This window comes from Ideonella sp. P3_A4 (genome assembly GCF_056403075.1).
On the sequence record NZ_JBFUGE010000055.1, the window covers coordinates 1 to 20,746 of the forward strand.

The window sequence follows — 20,746 nt, forward strand, 5'->3', positions numbered from 1 at the left end:
GACGAAGCTGGAGGTGATCGGTACCGCATCGCGGCCGGACACCCAAGCCTGGGTGCAGGAGATGGGCGCCCACCATGTGATCGACCACACCCAGCCGCTGGACCAGGCCCTGGCCGCGGCCGGCTTGGGCCCGGTGCACCTGGTGGCCAGCCTGACGCAGACGCAGCAGCACTACAGCGCGCTAATCAATGCGCTGGCGCCGCAAGGCAAGCTGGCGCTGATCGACGACTCGAACGAGCCGATCGATGCGCGCCCRCTGAAGGCCAAATCGCTCTCGCTGCACTGGGAAATGATGTTCACCCGAAGCCGTTTCCAGACCGACGACATCGCCAAGCAGGGTGAGCTGCTGGCCCAGGTCGCCGCGGCGATCGACGCCGGCACGCTGCGCAGCACGCTGACCCGCCACTTCGGCACCCTGAGCGTGGCCACGCTGCGCGAAGCGCAAGCCCATGTCGAGAGCGGCCGCGCCATCGGCAAGACCGTGCTGGACGGGTTCTGATCGGCGGTTGACCTTAGCCGCACTGACGAAGGGCCTGCGCGGAGCGATCCGCGCAGGCCCTTTCCGTTGCGGCTCTAGCCCCATCGAAATGGCTGGCAATATGTGGCGGCGGACGGACGAGGGGTCCGGCCGTGCGCAACGATTTCGACCCTGCCGGCCTGATGATGAGCCCGACCCGAAAACTCCTGGTTCTCGATCTGGACGAGACCCTTGTCCATGCCCGCGAAACGCCGTTGGAGCATCGCGAGGACTTTCGCGTCGGGCCGTACTTCGTCTACAGGCGCCCGCACTTGACGGCGTTCATCGACGCGGTGTCACAGCACTTTGATCTGGCGGTGTGGACGGCGTCCGGCGAGGTATACGCCGCGCAAGTGATCGAGCGGATTTTCGAGCCCGGCGTGCTCAAGTTCATCTGGTCCAGCCAGCGGTGCACCACGGCGCGCGACTGGACCACTGGCCACTACACCACGATCAAGAACCTCAGCAAGCTGAAACGGCAAGGCTACGCGCTGGAGGCGATCATCGCGGTGGACGACACACCATCGAAATACGCCAGGAGCTATGGCAACCTCGTTGCCGTGCGCGAGTTCGTCGGAGACAGGGCCGACGACGAGTTGCTTCAGCTCTCGACGTACCTGAGCAGGCTTGCGCCGGTGGCCAACGTGCGCGCGGTCGAGAAGCGCGAGTGGCGTAGGCAGCTTGCCAGAGGCGTGGCTACCTGAATGCAGGCCTCGATGGGTGTGCGCCCTTGCCGACAACTCTTGACGAGGACCAGATGGCCACTCGAACAGCATCCTGCACCTGCGGCCAACTGAGCATCGAAGTGCAGGGCGAGCCGCGGGGCGTCGGCATTTGCAATTGCCTGGCTTGCCAGCGAAGAACGGGCAGCGTCTTTGCCGCGTTGGCGGGTTTTGCCGCGCCGTACCAGGTCAACGGTGAGGCGACAGAGTACGTGCGAACCGGCGATCAAGGGGCACGGTTCATCTTCCGCTTCTGTCCCGTCTGCGGGACCAACCTGTTCCACACCGAAGAGGGTGTGGAGGGCGGTGTGAGCGTGGCGGTGGGCGCGTTTGCCGACCCGGGTTTCCCGGCGCCTCAGGTGTCGGTCTACGACTGCCGGCGGCACCCTTGGGTTCAGTTGCCGCCGGGTGTCGTCGCCTACGAGAAAGACCCGGCCTGAAGCGGCAAGCCGCGTGGGTGCGTTGGCACCCACCAACCAACCGTTAGGGCTGGGATGAAGCGCTTACTCCGCTGCGCTCGATGCGGCCGGCGCGCTGGACGCCACCTTGGCCTTCATGTCGAAGCGGACCAGGGGAGGCACCACCTGTTGGGCGTCGAACGGCGAGCGCTCGCGGAACTCGAGCGTGACCGGCTCGTAGCCTTCCAGTGTGGCCGTGAAGCGGTAGACGCTGAACCAGCCGAACTGGTCCTTGATGCGCATGTCGAACGGCGCGGTGCCCAGCGTCTGGCCCCTGCGTTCGTAAACGATTTCAGCGCCCGGCGGGTCGGACTCGAAACGCACCTGCGTGGCACAACCGGCGAGACCGACGAGCATCGAAGCCGTCAGCAGATTCAAGGTAAGGCGGTACTTCATAAAGAGCGTTAGAAGGTGTTACGACAAGGTCGCCTTTATCTTTGCGAGCGGCATGACGCGTCAATAGCGTTTGCCCCCCGGTCGACCGGCGGTGATGAAGGATCGTGATGATCTGTACGAACAGTGAGGGCCGAGGCGGGTCGGCCTCCACAAAATCGTTAGGCACCTGTCGACCTTTGGATTGACAGGTGTGGCGCTCCATGCGGTGCGCCTCGCGTGCCGCTCAACAAGCGGCGAAATGGCTAGCGCAGCAGGTCCAGCGTGCGCTGCGAGAACTCGCCGATGTTGGGGAACACGGTGCCCAGCTCGCTGTCGGGCACGCCCATCCAGGTGGCCAGCGTGGCGCCCAACTGGTCGACCGAGATGGCCGGCAGCATGCGACCTTGCCCCACTTCGTCAGGCGCGCCGAGCTCGCAGCGCGGCACCGCGCCCACCCATTGGCGCGGCTTGACGGCGCCGCCCATCACGAAGTGGTGGCCGGCCCAGCCGTGGTCGGTGCCGTCGCCGTTGATCGTCAACGCGCGGCCGAAATCCGAGGCGGTGAAGCTCAGCACCTGGTCGCCCAGGCCGGCATTGTTCATCACGGTCTGGAACGAGGCCATCGCGTCGCCCAGTTCTTGCAGCAGCGGGCCGTGCGTGCTGGCCATGCCGTTGTGYAGGTCGAAGCCGCTCATCGAGACGAAATAGGTCTGCCGCTTCATGCCCAGCGCACTGCGCGCCGCAATCAGCTTGGCGACCATGTTCAGCTGCTGGCCCAGCAGGGTCGGCGGCAGGCCGAAGTCGCCGATGCCGCTGAGTGCGCTGTCCAGCTGGCCGGCGCCGCTTTCCGCCACCTGGGTGCGCCGCGTCAGCTCGCGCGCCATCAGGTGGCTGCTGGCACGCGTCAGCGAGTTGTAGATGGCGGTGTCCGAGCCCGGCGAGCCGGGGATCGCGGCCAGCCGCACCGGCCCTGTCGACGCGACCATGAATTCGTTGACCGCGGTGCCGGTGGAGTACACCGCGCTCTGGTCGAGCGAAATCGCGGTGAACAGCGAGCTTTGCTGGCCGGCGTCGGCAGCCAGCAGGTCACCGATGCGGCCCCCCCAGCCCGATTGCGCGCCCTCGGCCAGCAGCGCCTGCCATTCGCTGAACTGGTCGTTGTGYGACATCAGCTTGGGCGGCAGGTGGCGTTGGGCGAAGAAGTCGTCGCGCGTCACGGGCCGCAGCAGGGTGCCTACGCGCATCGCCATCGCGAGCTGGCCGCTGTTGAACACCGGCAGCAGTGCTTGCAGGGCGGGGTTCAGCGCAAAGGCCTGGTCATCCGGCCAAGCCTGGGCCGGGTTCAGTTGGTAGGGCACCAGCGCGTCGCGGCCGAGGGCCAGGCTGCCGCGCGCTTGGGCGTAGCGCGCATGGGTCGGTTCGTCGCAGCTGGCGATGGTGTTGTGGCTGTCGTTGCCGCCGTAGAGGAACACGCAGACCAGTGCGCGGTAGTCGTTGGGCAACGTGGCGGCCGAAGCGGCGCCGATGGAGGCTAGGCTCAGGCCCAGCGGTGCGGCAGCACCGAGGGCGGCAAAGCGGCTGGCATGGCGCAGGAAGGCGCGGCGGGAAATTTGGCTCATGATCGCGCCCCTCACCAGGCTTGAACGAGAAAGGCGGCGGACGACGCGACCAGCTGCAGCGCGACCTGCACACGCAGCTTCGCGTAGAACGGCGAGATCTTGTTGACGAGTGTCGTGAACGCGTCCAGGTCGGCTGCCGACACGCTGTTGCCGGTCAACAGCAGGCTGACGCGTTCGACCAGCGCGCGCGGCGTCATGCCACGCAGGTGGTCGATCTCGATCAGCAGGTAGGTGTCGATGTCGCGCACGAACTCGTTGATCTTGTTGACCGACGCGGCGATCACCGGCCCGTTGACGAGCTGGAACTCCGGCGCCACATGGCCCAGCGCGCCCAGCTCGGACTGCGGCGCCGCATAGCCGGGCCTGAAGAAGTTGAAGACAGTCGGCGACTTCAGCGGCGACTGGCCGACGCCGGTGGACGCGCCGCTCAAGTTTGCGATCGGGAAGACCACCGTGCCGGGATCGCCAGCCTCCATCGCCCGGGCCACGGCGACCAGCCGCAGCATCGGCTCGCGCACCTTGCCGCGGATCTCGACGAGGTCGCCGCCGCCTTGGTCGCCGGCCCGCGCCTCCGGGTCCAGCAGCACGGCGCGGATTACGGCGCGCATGTCGCCGCGCACGCCGAAGCSGTTGTTGGCAAAGGCGGCCGAGACGCGCGCGACGTAGGCCCCGCTGGGGTTGCTGGTGACCAGGCGTTGGATCAGTTGCTTGCCGATGAAGGGGCCGACGTTGGCGTGCGCGAATACCGTGTCCAGCGCACGCTTCAGGCTGTTGGCGGGCTTGGTGCCGGCCGCGATCACCTTGCCGAGGAAGCGCTTTTCTTCGGGCGAGTGGTTGGCCGCCACGGCGACCATCGGCTTGCTCCACTCGGCCATGTCCGGCTCGCCCGGCACCGGCTTGGGCACGCGCCAACCAGTGAACACGCGGGCCAGGTTGAACACGTCGTCTTGCGTGTAGGTCTCGCGCGGCTTGCCCTTCTTCAGCTTCAGGCTGCCGTCGGTGTTCAGCTCGTACAGGCCGATCGAGAACAGCTGCATCAGCTCGCGCGCGTAGTTCTCGTCCGGCACGCGGGTCGGCAGGCCGTCCGGGCCGTATTCGGCCTTCAGGTTGTCGCGGTACGACAGGTACACGCCCATTGCCGAGCTGAGCGTCACGCCTTCCAGCAGATCGCGGAAGTTGCCGAAGCAGCGGTCGTTCAGCATGTCCACGTAGGCGGCCGCGGTGATCTGGTTCTGGCCGATCCCGATGATGCCGACGCGGGTGGTGATGACGAAGATCTCGAGCAACGCGGCGACGATGCGCTGGCGCAGCGCGTCGGGGCCGGTCATGAAGGCGCGCCAGGCCTCGTTCATCATGAACTCGGAGTTCGGCGGGCCGAAGGTCGGGATGTCGTAGAGCCAGCCGCCCAGCGCGTCACGCTGCGCAAAGATGCGGTCGACGTGGCGCTCGCCGCGTGGTGCGGCAAAACCGTCTTCGATCCACTGCGCCAGGCCCTTGGTGCGCACGGCAGCAAGCGTCGACACGGTCGGCCCGTGGCTGGCGTGGATCAGGAAGCGCGCGGCGACCTGTGCGTTGACGGCGCCCTGGCCGTCGGGCGCAAAGGCCGCGGCCAGCTCTTCGGGTGTGTAGGCGACACGGCTGTCGGCGGGGGCTTGCTGCGCTTTCTGACGCGCCTCTGCCGCCGTCACCGGCGCATCGTCGTTCGAGCCGCCACCGCAACCGGCCAGCACCGCGCCTGCCAGCAAGGGCAACGCTGAGGAACGTGCTTCGATCGGGCTGTCGACCGCGGGGCGCGCCTCGGCCGGGCACACAGCGGCCCTATCGTGCGTGGTTGTGTTCATCTCAATCCCTCCAGTTCGCATCGAGAAGTGTCGTGCGAATTCAGGCGCGCCAGCGGCCGCCCCCCCACGTTCAAGGAAGGCGCAGAGCGGAAGGATTGCTCGAAGCTAACCGGGCGGGTGCACTGTCGCGCGTCAAAACGCGCTCAGCCGAGCTCGAAGGTCGTGATTCCGTAGATGGTGTCCAGATCACACGCCGGTGCCGGGCCAGCGTACATGCGCGCCGTTTCGAACACGCTGCTCATGCCGTAGGCCTGCGCAAGTGCAAGCGCATGCGGGTTCGGCATCGGCACGTCCAGGAAGACCGCGTTGCCCGCCGGCACCGTGCTGCCAAGGGCTGCGAACAGCGCCGATGCGATCGCCGGTGTGTCGGCCACCAGTGGGCCGATCTTGTGCCCTTGGCGGCACTGCCGAATCACACCCCAGCCGCGCAGCTCGCCGCTTTCCATCCACGCCAGCCCCGTCGAAGCCGGCATGGTGGTCCAGGCGCGCAAGAAGGCGTCGCGCGGCGCGGGAAAGACGCTCAGGTCCTTGCGGCACAGCGCCGCGAAATCAACGTCGGAGAGCCGGACGATGTGCGGCGAAACGCCGTCACGGTTCGGCCCCGCGATCCCCGTCATGCGGGCGTTGTTCCAGGCCAGCGTGAAGCCGCTGCGGCGGTAGTTCGCCTGCTGGGCCGGCACACCATCGAGGCCGACCACCTGGCCCGACAGTCGCGCCATCGCCGTGTTCCATAAGCGCAGCCCGATGCCCTGGCCGCGCCAGGCTGGCGCCACGATGTACAGGCCGATGAAGCCGAAGTGGCCGGCATACGAGACGGCACTGATGCAGCCGGCAGGCTGCCCGTCGACCTCGGCGATCAGGAACCCTTCGGGGTCCGCCGCATGGAAGCATTCGGCGTCGTGCAGGCCGGGGTTCCACCCCTCCTGCGCGGCCCAGTCGATCGCGAGTTGCACCTCGTGGGGGTGCATGGTGCGCACGGTGCAGTCCATGCGCGCCATTGTGCGGCGGGCGGCCCCAGTCCGGCCGCGCCGCCGCCGTGGTCAATTGGCCGCAGCGGCCACCGGCACCACGTACATCGTGATCGAGTCGGCCGGCAACTCGGCGTTGATCACCCCGGCCGTGACCGGCGTGTTGGCCAGGTGCTGGATCGCCGACAGGTTGGCCGGCGAGTAGCGGTAGACCTTGGCGTTGGCGCCGGCCGTGAAATGGCTCAGCGTGATCTTGCTGCTCAGCGGCGTGCCCGACTTGTTGACCGCGATCAGCGTCATCGCACCCTGCTTGCCGCGGCGAGACGCGTAGACCGACAGCTTGCCCTGGTCTGCGCTGGTGGCGCGCACGCTGTAGGCGCCGAAGCGGCCGCCCTTGCCATCCATGTTCAGGTACATGCGGAAGGCGTAGGCGACGGCGTCGGTGCTGTTCGGCGGCGACCACAGCGTGGCCAGGTCCACCTTTTCGCGGCCCAGGATGCCCAGCACGTCGGCCTGCGCCAGTGCGCCGTTGATGTGGTTCACCGCGCCCCAGCTGTACTCGCTGATCGCGAGCTTGGTGCCGGGGTAGTTGTTGGCCACCCAGCTGCGCATGCGCGGGATCAGGTTGACCTTGTCGGCGATCCAGCTTTCGTCGRTGTACGTCGGGTCCCACAGCGCGCGGGTCGAGCGCAGGCGCAGCGCGTTGGTCGCGGCGTCGGTGTTGTTCGAGAACACACCGTTGGCCTGCGGGTAGTAGTGCTCGTCCAGGTAGTCGAGGATGCGCTTGCCGTGCTGCTGCTCGTAAGCCTTCATCTGCTGCAGGTACCACTCGGCGTGCGGCACGCCGCCGTGCGCGTTGCGGTCCAGCGGGTGGTTCCACCAGTCGCCGCCTTGCGCGGTGTCGAGGTCAGAGTAGAAGTACGCGGTCCAGCCCCAGCCCGACGGGCCCAGCGTCTGCGCGGCCGGGTCCACCGCCTTCACCGCGGCGGCGTATTCCCAGGTGCGGTCACGCAGCTCGTCGTAGCTCAGCGGCTGCGGGCGGATGTCGCGGTGCGTGAAGCGCCACAGCTCGGGTTCGTTGTCGAGGTTGTAGAACTTCACGCCGCCCGCATCAGCCTTGCCGTAGTTGGCGATCAGGTGGCGGATCCAGTCCTGGTCGAACGAGGCGCCGGCTGCCACGCTGGTGTCGGCCGGGTTGTTGCCGGTGATGTTGGTGCCGTTGGTCTTGACGCCGTTGCCGCAGTCGGTGTCCCACGGGTCGACCGACTGCTGCGGGCCGTAGACGCTGACCTTGAAGCCGCAATCGAACGGGTGGTTGTCGTTCGGCGGACGGCGCTTGGCGACCCAGCCGGCCATCGGCAGCGTCATCAGCGTCTGCGTGCCGGTGCGGCGGTCTTGTTCGACGAACTTGTCGGCGGCCGAGCCGTCGGGCAGCGTGCGGCCGACAGGCAGCGGGTTCGGGATGTTCTCGAAGTACCAGTCGCTGCCGGTGTTGTCGACGTCGATCTTCCAGTTGTAGCGCGTGGTGCGGTTGCCGCCCCAGCGGCGCACCGGCAGCTTCAGCTCCTTGGCCAGGGCCTCCGGCGCGAAGTTCATGCCGTAGATGTAGTTGCTGATCGTGTGGTTGTCCGCGGTGGCGTCAACGGTCACTGCCGGGCYGGTAGCGGCCCAGCTGGCGGCGGACAAGGCGCACAGGCAAGCGGCGGCGAGCAGGTGCAGGGGTTGGGTGAGCGGCAGCGGGCGGCCAGGCATGAGGTACTCCAGAAGCTGTTGGGGAGGTCGTTGTTGACCCGTGCATTGATGCTAGTCATCCAGGCAAGCGCCGCGCCTGGCAGCTCGCTGCCGCCCGGCAATATCGGCAACCGCTGGTTACGGCCACTCGTGATTTGCCGGTGTAAACCCGACTTCGTCCCCATCGAAGCACGAATTGGTACTCGATTGGTAGGAAGGGGTGGAGGCCGTTGGCGATGCCGTGCTTTTAACAAGTTAGTGACCTGCCGCCACCCTTTGCCCGGTGGGGTGGGCGAAGACCACGCTGTCTGAAGCCCGCTGTGTCGTCAATCCGGTTGATCTTCAACGAACTGCTTCAAGCGGTTCAAGGCCACGTCCCATTCGCGCGAGATGCGGTCCAGGCAGGCGCGGGCTTCGTCGAAGCGGCGGGGCTGCATGCGCCAGATGTGCTCGCGGCCGCGCCGCGCGCCGCGCACGTAGCCGGCGTCCGCCAGCACCTTCAAATGCTTGGTGACGGCCTGGCGCGACACGGCGGCTTCGGCCGCCAGTTCGGCGATCGAGCCCGGGCCGTGGCGCGAGAGGCGCCACAGCAGGTCGAGCCGGGTGCCGTCGCCCAGGGCGGCGAAGAGCACAGCGGCGGCTTGCGGGTCGAGCCCGCGGGCCGGCCGTGCGGCCTCAGCCGTCGACATGGGCCTGGATGTTCTGCATCTGGATCGCCCAGCCGCCGTCATTCATGCGAAAGGCTTCTTCGCGCCGGTGCGCCGGCAGCGCATCGAAGCCCGACTCGGTGACCGTCAGCTTCGTGCCGCCGTCGGCGTCTTCGAGGCGGAACTCGACCAAGGTCGCCGGCTCGCTGCTGTAGTCGACCTTCGGGTCGACCGCGGCCGGGTGCCAGCGCAAGGCGAACAGGCGCTCGGGCTCCATCCGCTCGACCGTGGCTTCGAATTTCAGGTGCTCGTAGCCGGGGTAGGTGATGTGGCCGACCGCCTTCTGGCCGACGGCAAAGCCGGTCTCCAGCTTGACGCGAAACCAGGTGCCAAATTCCTTGGCATCGGTCAGTGCGCGCCAGACGCGTGTGCGCGGTGCGCGCAGGTGAACTTGTTTCTCGATCCGGTCAGTGCTGCTCATATGCAACCTTCTGGTTGCTTATTTATAGCAGCGAAGGTGTTGATGAGCAACCAGGTAGTTGCGTTTACCCTGCGCGGCGCAGGGGGTTGGCGAGACCGTCGATCAGCAGGCGCAGCAGCTCACCACCCATTGCGCTGGCGGCTTCGCCCTGGTCGGCATCGAGCCCGAACAGCTCGCCGGTCTGCTGCTCGAGCACCAGCGTCACGTAGCCGTGCACCAGCGACCAGGCCAGCAGGATGCGCTGGCCGCGCTCGGCCGCGGGCAGCTTGCGTTCGGCCAGCACCGTGTCGATCGCGTCGCGCAGTGCGTCGCCCACCCGCTTGCCAGCAGCGCGCAGCGCGTCGTCCTGCGGGTTCAACCGGTCGCGCCGGAACATCAGCTGGAACAGCGCCCGGTTGGCCAGCGCGAAATCGATGTAGGCCTGGCCCACGGCGCGCAGGCGGGCGGTGGTGTCGCCAGTCGGGGCGAGCGAGAGGTAGCCGTCGATCGTGTCGGCCAGCCGGTCCAGCCCGCTGGCGGCGCAGGCGCTGAGCAAGCCGCGCGCGTCGCCAAAGTGGTGGGCCGGCGCCGCATGCGAGACGCCAGCGCGGCGCGCGCATTCGCGCAGCGTGAAGGCCTCCAGCCCCTGCTGCTGCAGCATCGACTCGGCGGCGTCGATCAGCGCCTGGCGCAGGTCGCCATGGTGGTAGGTGTCGGCGGCAGCGGGGGGGCGTGGTTTGGGCATCGATGGACGGCAGAGAGGGCGSGCGCAGTGTGCTCGGAAACACGTGCTCTGGCCCTACGAGGACTCGAACTTGACAGTGTCAAGCTTAGCACCTACGATCCGCCCATCATCATCTTGACAATGGAAAGATAACCATGAGCCCGGTTGCCCTGGATGCCTTGCTGGCCTCGATTCACCACCTGCTGGTGTTTTCGCTCGTGGCCGTGCTGTTCGCCGAACTGGTGCTGGCCAGCGCCGCGCCAGATGCCGGGCGCCTGCGCCAGCTGGGCAAGCTCGACGGCGCCTACGGCATGTTGTCGATGGGGGTCGTGGCGGCCGGCTTCATCCGTGCCGTCTATGGCGCCAAGGGCTGGGCCTACTACGCCGGCAACGAGATGTTCTGGGCCAAGATCAGCGTCTTCATCGTCGTCGGGCTGCTGTCGGCCGTGCCGACCGTGCGGCTGATCCGCTGGCGCAAGCAGGGCGTGGTGCCCGACGCGTCGGCGATGCGCTCGCTGCGCCAGTGGATGCTGGCCGAGGCCGTGCTGATCGCGCTGATCCCGATCTTCGCGGTGATGATGGCGCGCGGGATTGGCTACTGACGCGCTTCGGGTACCAGTTCGACCGCCGTGCGCTGCGTGCCGCGCAGCAGGCTGAGCTGGGTCCGGCGGCCGATGCGGTCGCGGGCCAGCACGCGGTGCAACTGGTCGACATTGCCGACGGCCGTGTCGTCGACACCGACGATGCGGTCGCCGCTGCGCAGCCCGGCGCGCTCGGCCGGGCCTTTCGGCAGCACCTCGTCGACCCAGATCGCACTGTCGAGCGCCAGGCCGTGGTGATGCGCCACGCGACGCGCCAGCGGCACCGTGTGGGCTGACACACCGAGCCACGCGCGTTGCACGCGGCCATGCTGCAGCAGCTCGCTGACGACCCAGCGCGCGGTGTGCGCCGGCACTGCAAAGCACAAGGCCTGCGCGCCGGCGATCAAGGCGGTGTTGACGCCGATCACCGTGGCGCGGGTGTCCAGCAGCGGCCCGCCGGAGTTGCCGGGGTTCAGGCTGGCGTCGGTCTGGATCATGTCGTCGATCGCGTGACCGTTGCGGGCTCGCAGCGAGCGGCCCAATGCCGAGACCACGCCGGTGGTGACCGTGTGGCCCAGCCCCAGCGGGTTGCCGATCGCGATCGCGACCTGGCCGACGCGCAGCCGGGTCGAGTCGCCCAGTGCCAAGTGCGGCAGCGCGCGTGCCGCGCCCACGTGCACCAGGGCCAGGTCCGTGTCGGCATCGCTGCCGACCACGCGGGCGGGCAGGCGCGACTCGTCGTCGAACTGCACCGTCACCGCGCCACCGCCTTCGACCACGTGGTGGTTGGTCAGCAGGTAACCGTCCGGTGTGATCAGGAAGCCCGAGCCGGCGCCACCGCCGCCACGTGCGCCAGGCTTGGGCGCCAGCTGCAGCGACACCACGCCGGCGCGCGTGCGCTCCAGCGTGTCGATCACCGTGCGTGAGTAGGCGTCGAGCAGCGCGACATCATCATCGTGGTCGTTCATCGTGGGTCCTCAAACAGCATGCATCACAGACCCACCAGCCCTAACCGCAGACCTTGGTGCACCGCTTCGGTCCGCGTCGCCGAGCCGGTCTTGTCCAGGATCTGCGCGACGTGGAACTTGGCGGTGTGGCTGGAAATGCCCAGCGCGCCAGCGATGTCCCGGTTGCCCAGGCCCTTGGCCATCAGCTCGAAGACTTCCAGCTCGCGCGCGGTCAGCGGGTCGCGCAGCTCGGTGGTCTGGCCGCCGCGCGAAACAAGGGCCGCGGGCAACCCGGCATGGTCGGCCGGAAAGACGCTCAGGCCATGGGCCAGCGCCTGCACCGCCACGGCCAGGCGCGTATCGCCGACCTCGCCCGGCAGCCAGCCCAACGGCCGCATCGAGCCGGGCTCGTTCGGTGGCGCCAACGCCCCCAGCACGAGCACGGGCAGCGTGGCGGGCAGGCCATGCAAAGCGTCACCGGGTTCGTCGGTGGCAAGCACCGCGACTTCGGCTGCACCGCCGCTGCTGATGGGCAGCTCGCCGAGTGTCAGCGTGCGCGCCGTCCAATCGGTGTGCCCGCTGCCGCGCTGCAGTGCAGCCGCCAGGCCTTCGGCGGCCCAGCGTGTGGCGGCGATCACCAGCACCTGCATGGTCGAGCGACTCAGCAACGGTGGTGGACGGGGCGGTGCTCAGCCACTTCGATGCTCACGGTCACCGGCTGGCCACCGCGCAGCAGTTGCAAGGGCAACGTCTGGCCAATGCGCAGCAGTTGCAAGGGCAACGTCTGGCCAATGCGCTCGGCGCTGAGCAGGTCGCGCAGTGTCTCGATGCTGGTCACCGCCTGGCCATTGGCGCTGACGATGATGTCGCCCACCAGCAGCCCGGCGCGGGAAGCGGGGCTGTCTTCACCAACGCCGGCCACCAGCAGGCCCGAAGCGCTGTCGGTGGAAGCGGCCGCCTGCATCGCTGCCGACAAGGCCACCGACTGCGCCGCGATGCCGATGTGGCCACGCACGACGCGGCCATGCGCCAGCAGCGCTGAGCTGACGCGGTCCACGGTCTCGGCAGGCAGCACCACGCCATGGTGTCGCGACAGTGCCGGGCTGGCCACCCCGACGACCTGGCCGGCAGCATCGGCCACCGGTGCGCCGACCAGGCCGGGKTAGAGCCCGCCATCGAGGCGGATCAGCCGGTCCACCGCGCCGCCGCGCCAAGTGCGCCAGGCACCGCCGGCGCCGCCGACATGGCCGAAGCTCGCATGCACCGAGCCCGAGCCGTTGCGCCCGACCGCGAAGACAAAGTCGCCCACCCGCAGCGACGCGTCGACAGGGCGGCGTTCAGCCACTGGCAGCCCATGCGCCGACGCGGGCAGCGCCACCACGGCCAGGTCAGTTCCCGGGTCGACGCCACGCACCTCGCCGACCACGCTCTCGCCGTCGGGCAACAGCACATGCACGCGGCTGGCGTGGCCCACCGCCGACGCGGCCGTCAGCACGACGCCGGGTTGCCACACCACGCCCGCGGCGGCGCCGTGGCGGCGCGTGCCCAGGCCGACCACCGAACGGGCCACACGTTCAACGGCATCGGCCACACCGGGCACATGCGAAAGCGGCGACGCGCTGTCGCCGCCGGAAGAGGGGGAAGCTAAAGGGGAGTTCATCGCGGCGCCTTTCTGTGCAGCATCGATCGTTCAAGACGTGTCGATGCTGAGCTGTGGCGCGCCGCGGCGCATCCGCTGATCGGGCAGGGGAGGCTGCCCGATTGGGCAGGTGGCAAGCGGTGGGTCACCATTCCAAGGTGGCCCCCGACCGCCGACATTTCAAGATCGGCCAGCGCAGGGCTGGCGTTCGATCAGCGCCTCAGCGCTCCGCGACCGAGAAGACGCGGCCGCCCAGGTGGGTGAGGTAGACCTGCCGTTGGCTGACGGCGATCAGCACACGGTGGGCCGCCAGGAAGTCGGCGCCCAGCACCATTTGGGCCTCGGTGGCCAACAGCTCGGCCCGTTGTTGCGTGTTGGTGTCCTTGAGTGCGGCGCCCCGCATGTCCATGACCCGCAGCTTGGCGTTCTCGATGAATTCGCTGCCGATCTCGACGCGGTCGAAAGTGCCCACCCACATGGGCACGGCATGGGTGCCGATGCCCACGGCCTGTTCGCCGGCGCTGGCCGCGCTGCCGGGTGGCGCGCTCGCTGGCCGTCCGACGCCAGCCTTGGCCGCAGCGGCCTGGTCGATCGAGCTGACCGTGGCTCCGGTGTCGATCAGCGCCCTGAACGGATGGCCGTTGACCAGCACCTGGATCACGGCGCGGCGGTCATTGGGCGCATCGGGCAGCATCGGTACCACCGCGGCATCGGCATCCCAGTAGGCCAGGTGGGCCTTGCCGCAGCCTTCCGGCCGAAAGAAGCGGATCTGCTTTTCGGCCAGCAGCAACTCGGTGTCGTTCTGGAACAGGAAATCGGCGCCCAGCAGGGCTTCGAACGGCATGTCCTTCGCCAGGTCCCAGATCACCGAGAGGTTGACCCGCTCCCAGCGCACCGGGCCGAAGGTCAGCTCCTTGACGCGGGCGTTGTAGTCGGCCGAGTCACCGCTGACGCCGACGTTGACCATGCCGCTGTGCGACAGCGGCAACTCGGCTCGTTCGGCGATCGAGCGGGTCAGCGACGTGCCGGTGGCCCCGCTGTCGACCAGTACCTTGATCGGATGGCCATTGACCGAGCCGTCGATGTACGGTGAGACCCGTTGCGTGTCGACCGCCAGCGTCGCGAATTTGACGAAACGGCAGGGTGCCGCCTCGGCGTGGCTATGCCACCACCATGCCACCAGCATCGCCACCGCCACCAGGCACTGGCGGGCGGTCGCTCTTCTCATTCTCATTTTTCAAATCCCTCTCTCTTGTCCGCCCATTTTCGCAGAGGGGTCGTCGCACTGGTGACATGGTTGGTCACCGGTGCCTGCCACCATCTCGCCCGCCACGGCTTCAAGCAGGAAGGACCAGCCCATGACCACTACGACCCGCTCCTTTGTCGTCGCGCGCGACGACCTGGCGCGCACCCAGACCGTCGAGCAAGTGCTGCCACCGCTCGAGGAAGGTGAAGTGCGGCTGAAGGTCGACCGTTTCGCCTTCACGGCCAACAACGTGACCTACGGCGAAACCGGCGACTCGATCGGCTACTGGAAGTTCTACCCCGCGCCCGAGGGCTGGGGCCACATCCCGGTGTGGGGCTTCGCGGACGTCGTCGAATCGCGCTGCGAGGGCCTCGCGCCCGGCGAGCGCATCTACGGCTTCCTGCCGATGGCCACGCACCTCACGCTGCGTCCTCAGCGCCTGGGTGCGGCGAGTTTCATCGACGCCACCGCTCACCGCCAGGCCTTGCCGGCCGCCTACAACCTGTACCTGCGCACAGCGGGTGACCCGGCCTATCGCCGAGAAGACGAAGACCTGCAGGCGTTGCTGCGGCCGATGTTCATCACCTCGTTCCTGATCGACGACTTCCTGGCTGACGAGGGCTTCTTCGGCGCGACGCGGGTGCTGCTGTCCAGTGCCTCGGCGAAGACGGCCATCGGGCTGGCGTACTTGCTGCATCGGCGCGGCGGCGTCGAGGTGGTGGGCCTGACGTCGGCGGGCAACCGCGGCTTTGTCGCCGATCTCGGCTGCTACGACCGGGTGCTGACCTATGACCAGTTGGYCACTTTGCCGGCCGACCCCGTGACCGTGTACGTCGACTTCGCCGGCAGCGCCGCGCTGCGCCTGCAGATACACGAACACCTGGGCGAGCGGCTGGTCTACAGCAGCGCGGTCGGCCTGTCGCACCGCGACACCGAACGCGCCAAGTCAGCGGTGCCCGGCGTGAAGCCGATCTTCTTCTTCGCACCCGACCGGCTGCGCAAGCGCGCACAGGACTGGGGCCGCGAAGGCATCGAGCCACGCGTGACCGAGCAATGGCGCAGCTTCGTCCGCGACGCGCAGACCTGGCTATCGGTTCAGCGCGGCACGGGCGTCGACGCGGTGCAGACAGCCTATGCCCAGGCGCTGGCCGGGCAGGTGCCGCCGAACGTCGGCCTGGTGCTGGCGCTGGACTGAGTCGCGCTCAGGCCTGCAGGAAGGCAGCCAGCTGGTCGAGACGCTGGCGATCGTGGCCGCTGTTGCCCGCGCTTGACCGGCCACGCAGCGCATCGGTCCACAGCGCCAGGCGCTCGGGGTCGAAGGCGGCGGCGAGCACCAGGCGGCTGAACTGTTCGCCGGGCGGCAGGTCCTGGCGCCGCGGCAGCTGCCGCAACTGGGTGTCGCTCAGCGCGAGCGCGCCCAGGTCAGCGGCGCGCCGCACTGCATTCAGCCGTGGCAATGCGGTGCCGGCGAACCAGGTGCAGAAGGTGTCGGTCCAGCGGTCTGCGTCTTGCAGCGAATGCACCTCGGCCACGTCTGGCGGGCGTTCGGGGCCCAGGGTCAACTCGCTGGGCTTCAAGGTGACGTCCGGCGGCGGTTCGGTCGACACGCGCTGAGGCGTGGGTGCCGCAGCGTCGCCCAGCGCGTCCTGCCAGACATGCGACACATCGGGGCACTGGAAGGCCACCGATGCCCGCAGCAACACCGCGGCGCCCTGCGGCTCGGCATCGAAGCAGACCTTCTGATCGACCGTCTCGCCGCGGCGCACGACCGTTTGGCCGGACCCCGGCACGAAGCCTTGCGCGACGAAGCGCTCGGCGAAGCGGGCGCGCACATGCGCCAGCACGGCATCGCTCGTCAGCGCAGGGGCCTCGGGCGGCATCGGTGCCGGCTTGACGCTGCCRTCGGCGCGCACAAGACTGCCGTCGGCCCGGTACAGCCGGTTGTTCTGTGGGTCGAGCATGTGCAGCCCTGCCAAGGCCGCTGACCGGACGATGTGGCCATGCAGCGCACGATCGACGGGCCGCGCCAACGTGACGACCAGCACCGCATCTTCTGCGACATCGACCTCCAGCCCGGCCGCGCCGGCCTGCTCGACGGCGTCGGCGAAGGCGCGAAAGCGCGCGAGCTGGCTAGCGGTGGCTTCACGCCGCCTGGCGGTGAGCGCTTGTGCCTCCGAGACGGTCCGGATGGCGGGGGCATAGAACAACTGCAGAATGAAGCGCATGGGGCTGGGCCAGCCGCGGACCGCCATCGCTGGCGTTCATCGGTGGACCTCGGGACAGACGGTCTGGCGATGGAGCGCGATTCTCAGCCACGCGCCCGTCGCTCGCGTAGCCAAGCGCGGCTTTCACCCCATCCTGGTTGCTTCCCGACACACATTTCCACCTGGGCCCCTAAGTTGAAGATCCAAGCGCTGGCCCTGGCCGAGTTCGATACCTTTGCCCGTTACCTGAACGCACACCTGCAGGACAACGGCGACCCGGCCACCGGCTACTTCCAGCCGCTGTCGCGCGAGCTGTCGGTGTTCACTGGCGAGCGTGCCGAGCGCTTTCGCCGGGCGTTGGTGCTGCCACTAGGCCAGCCGGGTTGGCGCCGCGCCTGGGTGGCGTGGGACGACGCCGGCGGCATTGCGGGCCACATCGACCTGCGCGCGCATGCCGAGGCTTTCACGTCGCACCGCTGCCTGCTCGGGATCGGCGTGGCCAGCAGCCACCGGCGCCAGGGCCTGGCGCGCCGGCTGGTCGCCACCGCTTGCGAATGGGCGCGTGCCGAAGTGGGCATCGAGCACATCGATCTGCAGGTGCTCAGCAGCAACGCCTCGGCGGTGGCGCTTTACCAGTCGCTCGGCTTTCAGCGCGTCGGCGAAATCCCGGACATGTTCCGCATCGACGGCCAGCGCCTGGCCTACACGTCGATGGCGCTCGACCTGATGACCACTGGCGCCTGATGCCGCCGAACCGCGCTCAAGCGGTCACGACGTGGTCGTCGACCAGCGCAGCACCACGTCGCGCAGCACGTCCAGCGGCACCGAGCCGGTCTTCAGCACCAGGTCGTGGTAGGTGCGGGCATCGAACCGGGGCCCCATCGCCTGCTGCGCCTGTGCGCGCAAGTCCAGCAGGTGCAGCATGCCGATCATGTAGGCGCAGGCCTGGCCGGGGTTGGCCACATAACGCTCCACTTCCTGCGCGCTGATGCCGTAGGCAATGGCCTGCTCGCGGGTCCACCGCATCGCATGCAGCCCTGTGTCGACCACCAGGCGGCGGGCGCGGAACAGCTGGCTGTCGAGCGCGCCCAGCAGCTGCTGCGGGTCGCCTTCGTACCAGCCATGGTCGATGGCCAGGCGCTCGGCATACAGCGCCCAGCCTTCGCTGTAGGCACTGCCACCGCTGAAGACCTGGCGTTGGCGCCAGTGCGGCAGGTCGGTGCGCTCTTGCTGGATGGTCAGCTGGAAATGATGGCCCGGCACCGCCTCGTGCACGGCCAGGCTGCGCATGCCCGGCACATTGAAGATCGGGCCGGGCAATGGCGCCCAGAAAACACCGGGCCGGCTGCCGTCCGGCGCCGGGATGCTGTAGTGGGCGGCCGCGGTCTTCTCGGTCAGCGCCGGCTCGCGGCGCACTTCGACCGGCGCTTTCGGCTGCAGGTTGAACAGCGCCTGACTGCGCCGCTGGTTGTCGGCCACCATGGTCTTGAAACGCTCGATCAGCGCCGGGCGCGGGTCGGGCTCGGCCGGGGGCTGCAGTTCGGCCCGCAGTGCCGTCATCCGCTCTTCGATGCTGCCGGCCGAGCGGCCCAGCGTGCGCAGCACCCGGTCCATCTCGCCTTCGATACGCGCCACCTCGCGCAGGCCGATGGCGTGGATCTCTTCGGCGTTCAGCCGGGTTGTCGTCGAGCTGGCCAGGTCTTGCGCATAGGCCGCAGCGCCGTTTGGCAGCCGCCAAAGGCCGGCATCGGCATTGGTGCGTGGGTGCATTTCGTTCATCAGCGCCAGCAGGCGTTGCCACGCCGGGCGGATGCGGATTTCGACCAGCTGCGTGGCGGTGGCAACGGCAGCGGCGCGGTCGGCTGCAGGCAAGCCTTCGATCAGCGCGCTGCGTTGCTCCAGCGCCTCGACGAACAGGTTCTTCTCGGATGGTGGTGCCAGAAAGTCCTGCACCTGCGTGCGGGCCCGTTCGAGGATGAAGCGTGGCGGCAGCAGGCCCTTGGCGGCAGCGGCACGTGTGCGGGCGATGGCCTCGTCGATGCGCCCGTCGATCTGCGTCAGGCGGTCGATGTAGACGCCGACGTCGGCCGGCTTGCGCAGCGGCTGCGCCTCGTTGAACAACGACACCAGCCGGATCTGCAGCCCGCCGAACTGGTTGAAGAGGAAGCGGTGGTCTTCGAAGGGCTCGTCCGCCAGCGTGAGCTCAAGGTTCCAGCGCATCGTGATGGCGCCGGTGCGCTGGTCGGGCGTCAAGGCCGCCAAGTCGAACCCTGCCAACTGGGCCAAGCCCTTGCGCGCGGTCTCGCGAACGTGCGCGCGGTGCTCGTGCGTTTGCGGGGTCAGCTGGCGGTCCAGCGCGGCCTGTTCGGCGCCGCTGAAGTACTGCGTGAAGGTCGCGCGTTCGGGCGACAGGCGCACCCAGTCGGCGGCAAAGGCGGCGGCCCAGGTGTCGAAGTCTTGTGGAGAACGCGTGGGCGTCGACGTGGCGCAGCCGGCGCCGAAGCCGGCCCACGCGGCACCTGCGGCGAGGGCCAGCGCATGGCGGCGGTTGATCTGAAACGAATCGTCAGGCGGCAGGTGGTTCGGCATGGTGCGGCGCAGTCTATTTCAGCCTCACCTGCAACGCCCGAGTAGGCCCATGGCGGCAACGCATGGGGCGCCACCGGCTGCGGCCAGCTCACCGGCTAGCATGGCACGCGTATGCCCAGCTTCAGCATCCGATCCGAGTTACCCATCCGCCCCGAAGACTTCTGGGCCGGCATGTCGATGGACGCGGTCAACGCCGAGTTGATGCCCTTGGTGCGCATGACCACCCCGGCGAGCTGGCGCGATTGTCCGCTGCCGCAATGGACGACCGGGCAGGTGCTGTTTCGCAGCGTGATCCTGCTGTTCGGCGTATTGCCGGTGGACGTTCATGCGCTGCAGCTCGAATCGATAGACCCGCAGCGCGGGTTTCATGAGCGTTCGAGTTCATGGGCCAATCGCCTGTGGGAGCACAAGCGAACGACCGAGGCCACTGYGGGCGGCTGCATCGTCACCGACCAGGTCACCGTCGAGGGGCGGGCGCCGTGGACGACGCGGCTGATGATGCCGATCTACCGCTTCGTGTTCCGTCATCGCCACCGCCGGCTGCAGGCGCTCTACGCCGGCGCCGGGCGCTGATCGAGCCGGCTATCGTCGAACCGCGCTCAGCCGTTGGCCAGCGTGTCGTCGATCTTGTCCTTGACCTTGTGCAGGCTGCGCATCAGCGAGGTCTGGTCCATCATCGCTTGCGGGGCGATCTTCGAGACCACCTGCTCCAGTTGGTCAGGCGCGTTCATCAGCGTGTCAGCCAGGGTGGACAGCACGCAGACATAGCGGTGCGACACGGGAGGCAGCCGATGCGTCAGGTTGACAGTCACGTGGTGGCGCACGCAGTTCACCGTGGCAGCCGGCAGGCCCCAGCTTTCGCACAGCCGCGCGCCGACTTCGGGGTGGCCGACGCCAAAGGCGTTCTGTTCCATCTCGACCAGCGCGCCGTCGTTGGGAGCCGCTTTCAGCAGCGGCAGGTATTGCTCGGGCGAGTGGGCGTACAGCACCGCCTTGCCGCATTCTTCGAACAGGCCGGCGGTGTGGGCGCTCCAGGCTTCCATCGACAGCGCCTGCGCGATCCGCCCCATCAGCATGCCGCGCATGCGGGCGCGTTCCCACACCGCGTGCAACTCGGGCACCTGCGGAAACGCGGTCCGCAGTCCGCTCTCATAGGCGATCGCTGAAATCTCGCGCACGCCCAGGTAGGTGACCGCCTGCTGCACGCTCTGCACCCGACCCTTCAGCCCGTACAGCGGCGAGCTGACGGTGTTCATCACCGCGGCAGCAAGCGACAGATCGGTTTCGATCAGCTGGCTGACGTCGCTGAGGTTGAGGTCGGGCTTGCGCAGCAACTCGCTCAGTTGCAGCAGCGTCTGCGGATGGGCCGGCAGGTTGAGTTCGATGTTCACAGGCAACTCCGGTCGCTCTTTGGGGGAACGGTTGGCAAAGATAAACCCATATTGGGCGCCCGTCGGCCAGCGTGATAGGGCGAAGTG

General features: G+C 68.3%; 22 protein-coding genes. 7 read left to right on the top strand and 15 right to left on the bottom strand.

Annotation, left to right across the window (positions count from 1 at the left end; all coding sequences use genetic code 11):
* The 3 genes from AC1DYI_RS08365 to AC1DYI_RS08375 all read left to right on the top strand — a co-directional run.
* Positions 1-499 (top strand): zinc-binding dehydrogenase (locus tag AC1DYI_RS08365; RefSeq protein ID WP_477203633.1); only part of this gene is annotated, 499 nt, incomplete at its 5' end.
* 131 nt (positions 500-630) lie between these two features.
* Complete coding sequence (locus tag AC1DYI_RS08370) at positions 631-1,221, top strand: NIF family HAD-type phosphatase (protein ID WP_477203634.1); 591 nt, start codon at positions 631-633, stop codon at positions 1,219-1,221.
* A 53-nt stretch (positions 1,222-1,274) separates the two neighbouring features.
* A complete protein-coding gene (locus AC1DYI_RS08375) occupies positions 1,275-1,679 on the top strand; it encodes a GFA family protein (RefSeq protein ID WP_477203635.1) in 405 nt (134 codons plus the stop codon).
* A 63-nt stretch (positions 1,680-1,742) separates the two neighbouring features.
* Here AC1DYI_RS08375 and AC1DYI_RS08380 read toward each other — a convergent pair whose 3' ends face one another.
* The 8 genes from AC1DYI_RS08380 to AC1DYI_RS08415 form a co-directional block, all read right to left on the bottom strand.
* Entirely contained in the window at positions 1,743-2,093 is a 351-nt protein-coding gene (locus AC1DYI_RS08380) for a hypothetical protein (RefSeq protein ID WP_477203636.1), read from the bottom strand.
* Between the two features lie 242 nt (positions 2,094-2,335).
* Complete coding sequence (locus AC1DYI_RS08385) at positions 2,336-3,691, bottom strand: DUF1501 domain-containing protein (RefSeq protein ID WP_477203637.1); 1,356 nt, start codon at positions 3,689-3,691, stop codon at positions 2,336-2,338.
* An 11-nt stretch (positions 3,692-3,702) separates the two neighbouring features.
* A complete protein-coding gene (locus tag AC1DYI_RS08390; RefSeq protein WP_477203638.1) occupies positions 3,703-5,532 on the bottom strand; it encodes a DUF1800 domain-containing protein in 1,830 nt (609 codons plus the stop codon).
* A gap of 143 nt (positions 5,533-5,675) precedes the next feature.
* A complete protein-coding gene (locus AC1DYI_RS08395) occupies positions 5,676-6,521 on the bottom strand; it encodes a GNAT family N-acetyltransferase (RefSeq protein WP_477203639.1) in 846 nt (281 codons plus the stop codon).
* Between the two features lie 51 nt (positions 6,522-6,572).
* Positions 6,573-8,252: a glycoside hydrolase family 44 protein gene (locus AC1DYI_RS08400; protein WP_477203640.1), complete on the bottom strand. Its 1,680-nt coding sequence runs from the start codon at positions 8,250-8,252 to the stop codon at positions 6,573-6,575.
* Positions 8,253-8,557: 305 nt separating this feature from the next.
* Positions 8,558-8,920 carry an ArsR/SmtB family transcription factor gene (locus AC1DYI_RS08405; RefSeq protein ID WP_477203641.1) on the bottom strand — a complete coding sequence of 121 codons (363 nt, stop codon included), beginning with the start codon at positions 8,918-8,920 and terminating at the stop codon, positions 8,558-8,560.
* Positions 8,907-9,359 carry an SRPBCC family protein gene (locus tag AC1DYI_RS08410; RefSeq protein WP_477203642.1) on the bottom strand — a complete coding sequence of 151 codons (453 nt, stop codon included), beginning with the start codon at positions 9,357-9,359 and terminating at the stop codon, positions 8,907-8,909. Before AC1DYI_RS08410 ends, AC1DYI_RS08405 begins: the two co-directional genes overlap by 14 nt.
* A 64-nt stretch (positions 9,360-9,423) precedes the next feature.
* The gene (locus tag AC1DYI_RS08415) at positions 9,424-10,083 is read right to left on the bottom strand and encodes a TetR/AcrR family transcriptional regulator (protein ID WP_477203643.1); all 660 of its coding nucleotides are present in this window, start codon (positions 10,081-10,083) and stop codon (positions 9,424-9,426) included.
* 134 nt (positions 10,084-10,217) lie between these two features.
* Here AC1DYI_RS08415 and AC1DYI_RS08420 point away from each other — a divergent pair, with 134 nt between their 5' ends.
* A complete protein-coding gene (locus AC1DYI_RS08420; RefSeq protein WP_477203644.1) occupies positions 10,218-10,664 on the top strand; it encodes a DUF2214 family protein in 447 nt (148 codons plus the stop codon).
* On the opposite strand, the gene AC1DYI_RS08425 is transcribed toward AC1DYI_RS08420, so the two are convergent.
* The 4 genes from AC1DYI_RS08425 to AC1DYI_RS08440 form a co-directional block, all read right to left on the bottom strand.
* Positions 10,658-11,611, bottom strand: coding sequence for a S1C family serine protease (locus AC1DYI_RS08425; protein ID WP_477203645.1), 954 nt, complete (start codon positions 11,609-11,611; stop codon positions 10,658-10,660). The genes AC1DYI_RS08420 and AC1DYI_RS08425 overlap by 7 nt on opposite strands.
* Positions 11,612-11,634: 23 nt before the next feature.
* Positions 11,635-12,258: a helix-turn-helix domain-containing protein gene (locus AC1DYI_RS08430; protein WP_477203646.1), complete on the bottom strand. Its 624-nt coding sequence runs from the start codon at positions 12,256-12,258 to the stop codon at positions 11,635-11,637.
* Positions 12,252-13,250: a S1C family serine protease gene (locus AC1DYI_RS08435; RefSeq protein ID WP_477203647.1), complete on the bottom strand. Its 999-nt coding sequence runs from the start codon at positions 13,248-13,250 to the stop codon at positions 12,252-12,254. The genes AC1DYI_RS08430 and AC1DYI_RS08435 overlap by 7 nt, the downstream gene beginning before the upstream one ends.
* A 199-nt stretch (positions 13,251-13,449) precedes the next feature.
* On the bottom strand, positions 13,450-14,457 hold the full coding sequence (locus AC1DYI_RS08440) for a retropepsin-like aspartic protease (RefSeq protein ID WP_477203648.1): 1,008 nt from the start codon (positions 14,455-14,457) through the stop codon (positions 13,450-13,452).
* A gap of 130 nt (positions 14,458-14,587) precedes the next feature.
* Between AC1DYI_RS08440 and AC1DYI_RS08445 the strand changes: the two genes are divergently transcribed.
* On the top strand, positions 14,588-15,670 hold the full coding sequence (locus tag AC1DYI_RS08445) for a DUF2855 family protein (RefSeq protein WP_477203649.1): 1,083 nt from the start codon (positions 14,588-14,590) through the stop codon (positions 15,668-15,670).
* A gap of 7 nt (positions 15,671-15,677) precedes the next feature.
* Here the strand turns inward: AC1DYI_RS08445 and AC1DYI_RS08450 are convergent, their stop codons facing one another.
* Entirely contained in the window at positions 15,678-16,700 is a 1,023-nt protein-coding gene (locus AC1DYI_RS08450) for a hypothetical protein (protein WP_477203650.1), read from the bottom strand.
* A gap of 174 nt (positions 16,701-16,874) precedes the next feature.
* On the opposite strand from AC1DYI_RS08450, the gene AC1DYI_RS08455 reads away from it, so the two are divergent.
* Positions 16,875-17,423, top strand: coding sequence for an N-acetyltransferase family protein (locus AC1DYI_RS08455; protein ID WP_477203651.1), 549 nt, complete (start codon positions 16,875-16,877; stop codon positions 17,421-17,423).
* Between the two features lie 24 nt (positions 17,424-17,447).
* Here AC1DYI_RS08455 and AC1DYI_RS08460 read toward each other — a convergent pair whose 3' ends face one another.
* Entirely contained in the window at positions 17,448-19,268 is a 1,821-nt protein-coding gene (locus tag AC1DYI_RS08460; RefSeq protein WP_477203652.1) for a DUF885 domain-containing protein, read from the bottom strand.
* A gap of 111 nt (positions 19,269-19,379) precedes the next feature.
* Here AC1DYI_RS08460 and AC1DYI_RS08465 point away from each other — a divergent pair, with 111 nt between their 5' ends.
* A complete protein-coding gene (locus AC1DYI_RS08465) occupies positions 19,380-19,841 on the top strand; it encodes a hypothetical protein (protein WP_477203653.1) in 462 nt (153 codons plus the stop codon).
* 26 nt (positions 19,842-19,867) lie between these two features.
* Here AC1DYI_RS08465 and AC1DYI_RS08470 read toward each other — a convergent pair whose 3' ends face one another.
* A complete protein-coding gene (locus AC1DYI_RS08470; protein WP_477203654.1) occupies positions 19,868-20,659 on the bottom strand; it encodes an HDOD domain-containing protein in 792 nt (263 codons plus the stop codon).
* Between the last annotated feature and the right edge of the window lie 87 nt (positions 20,660-20,746).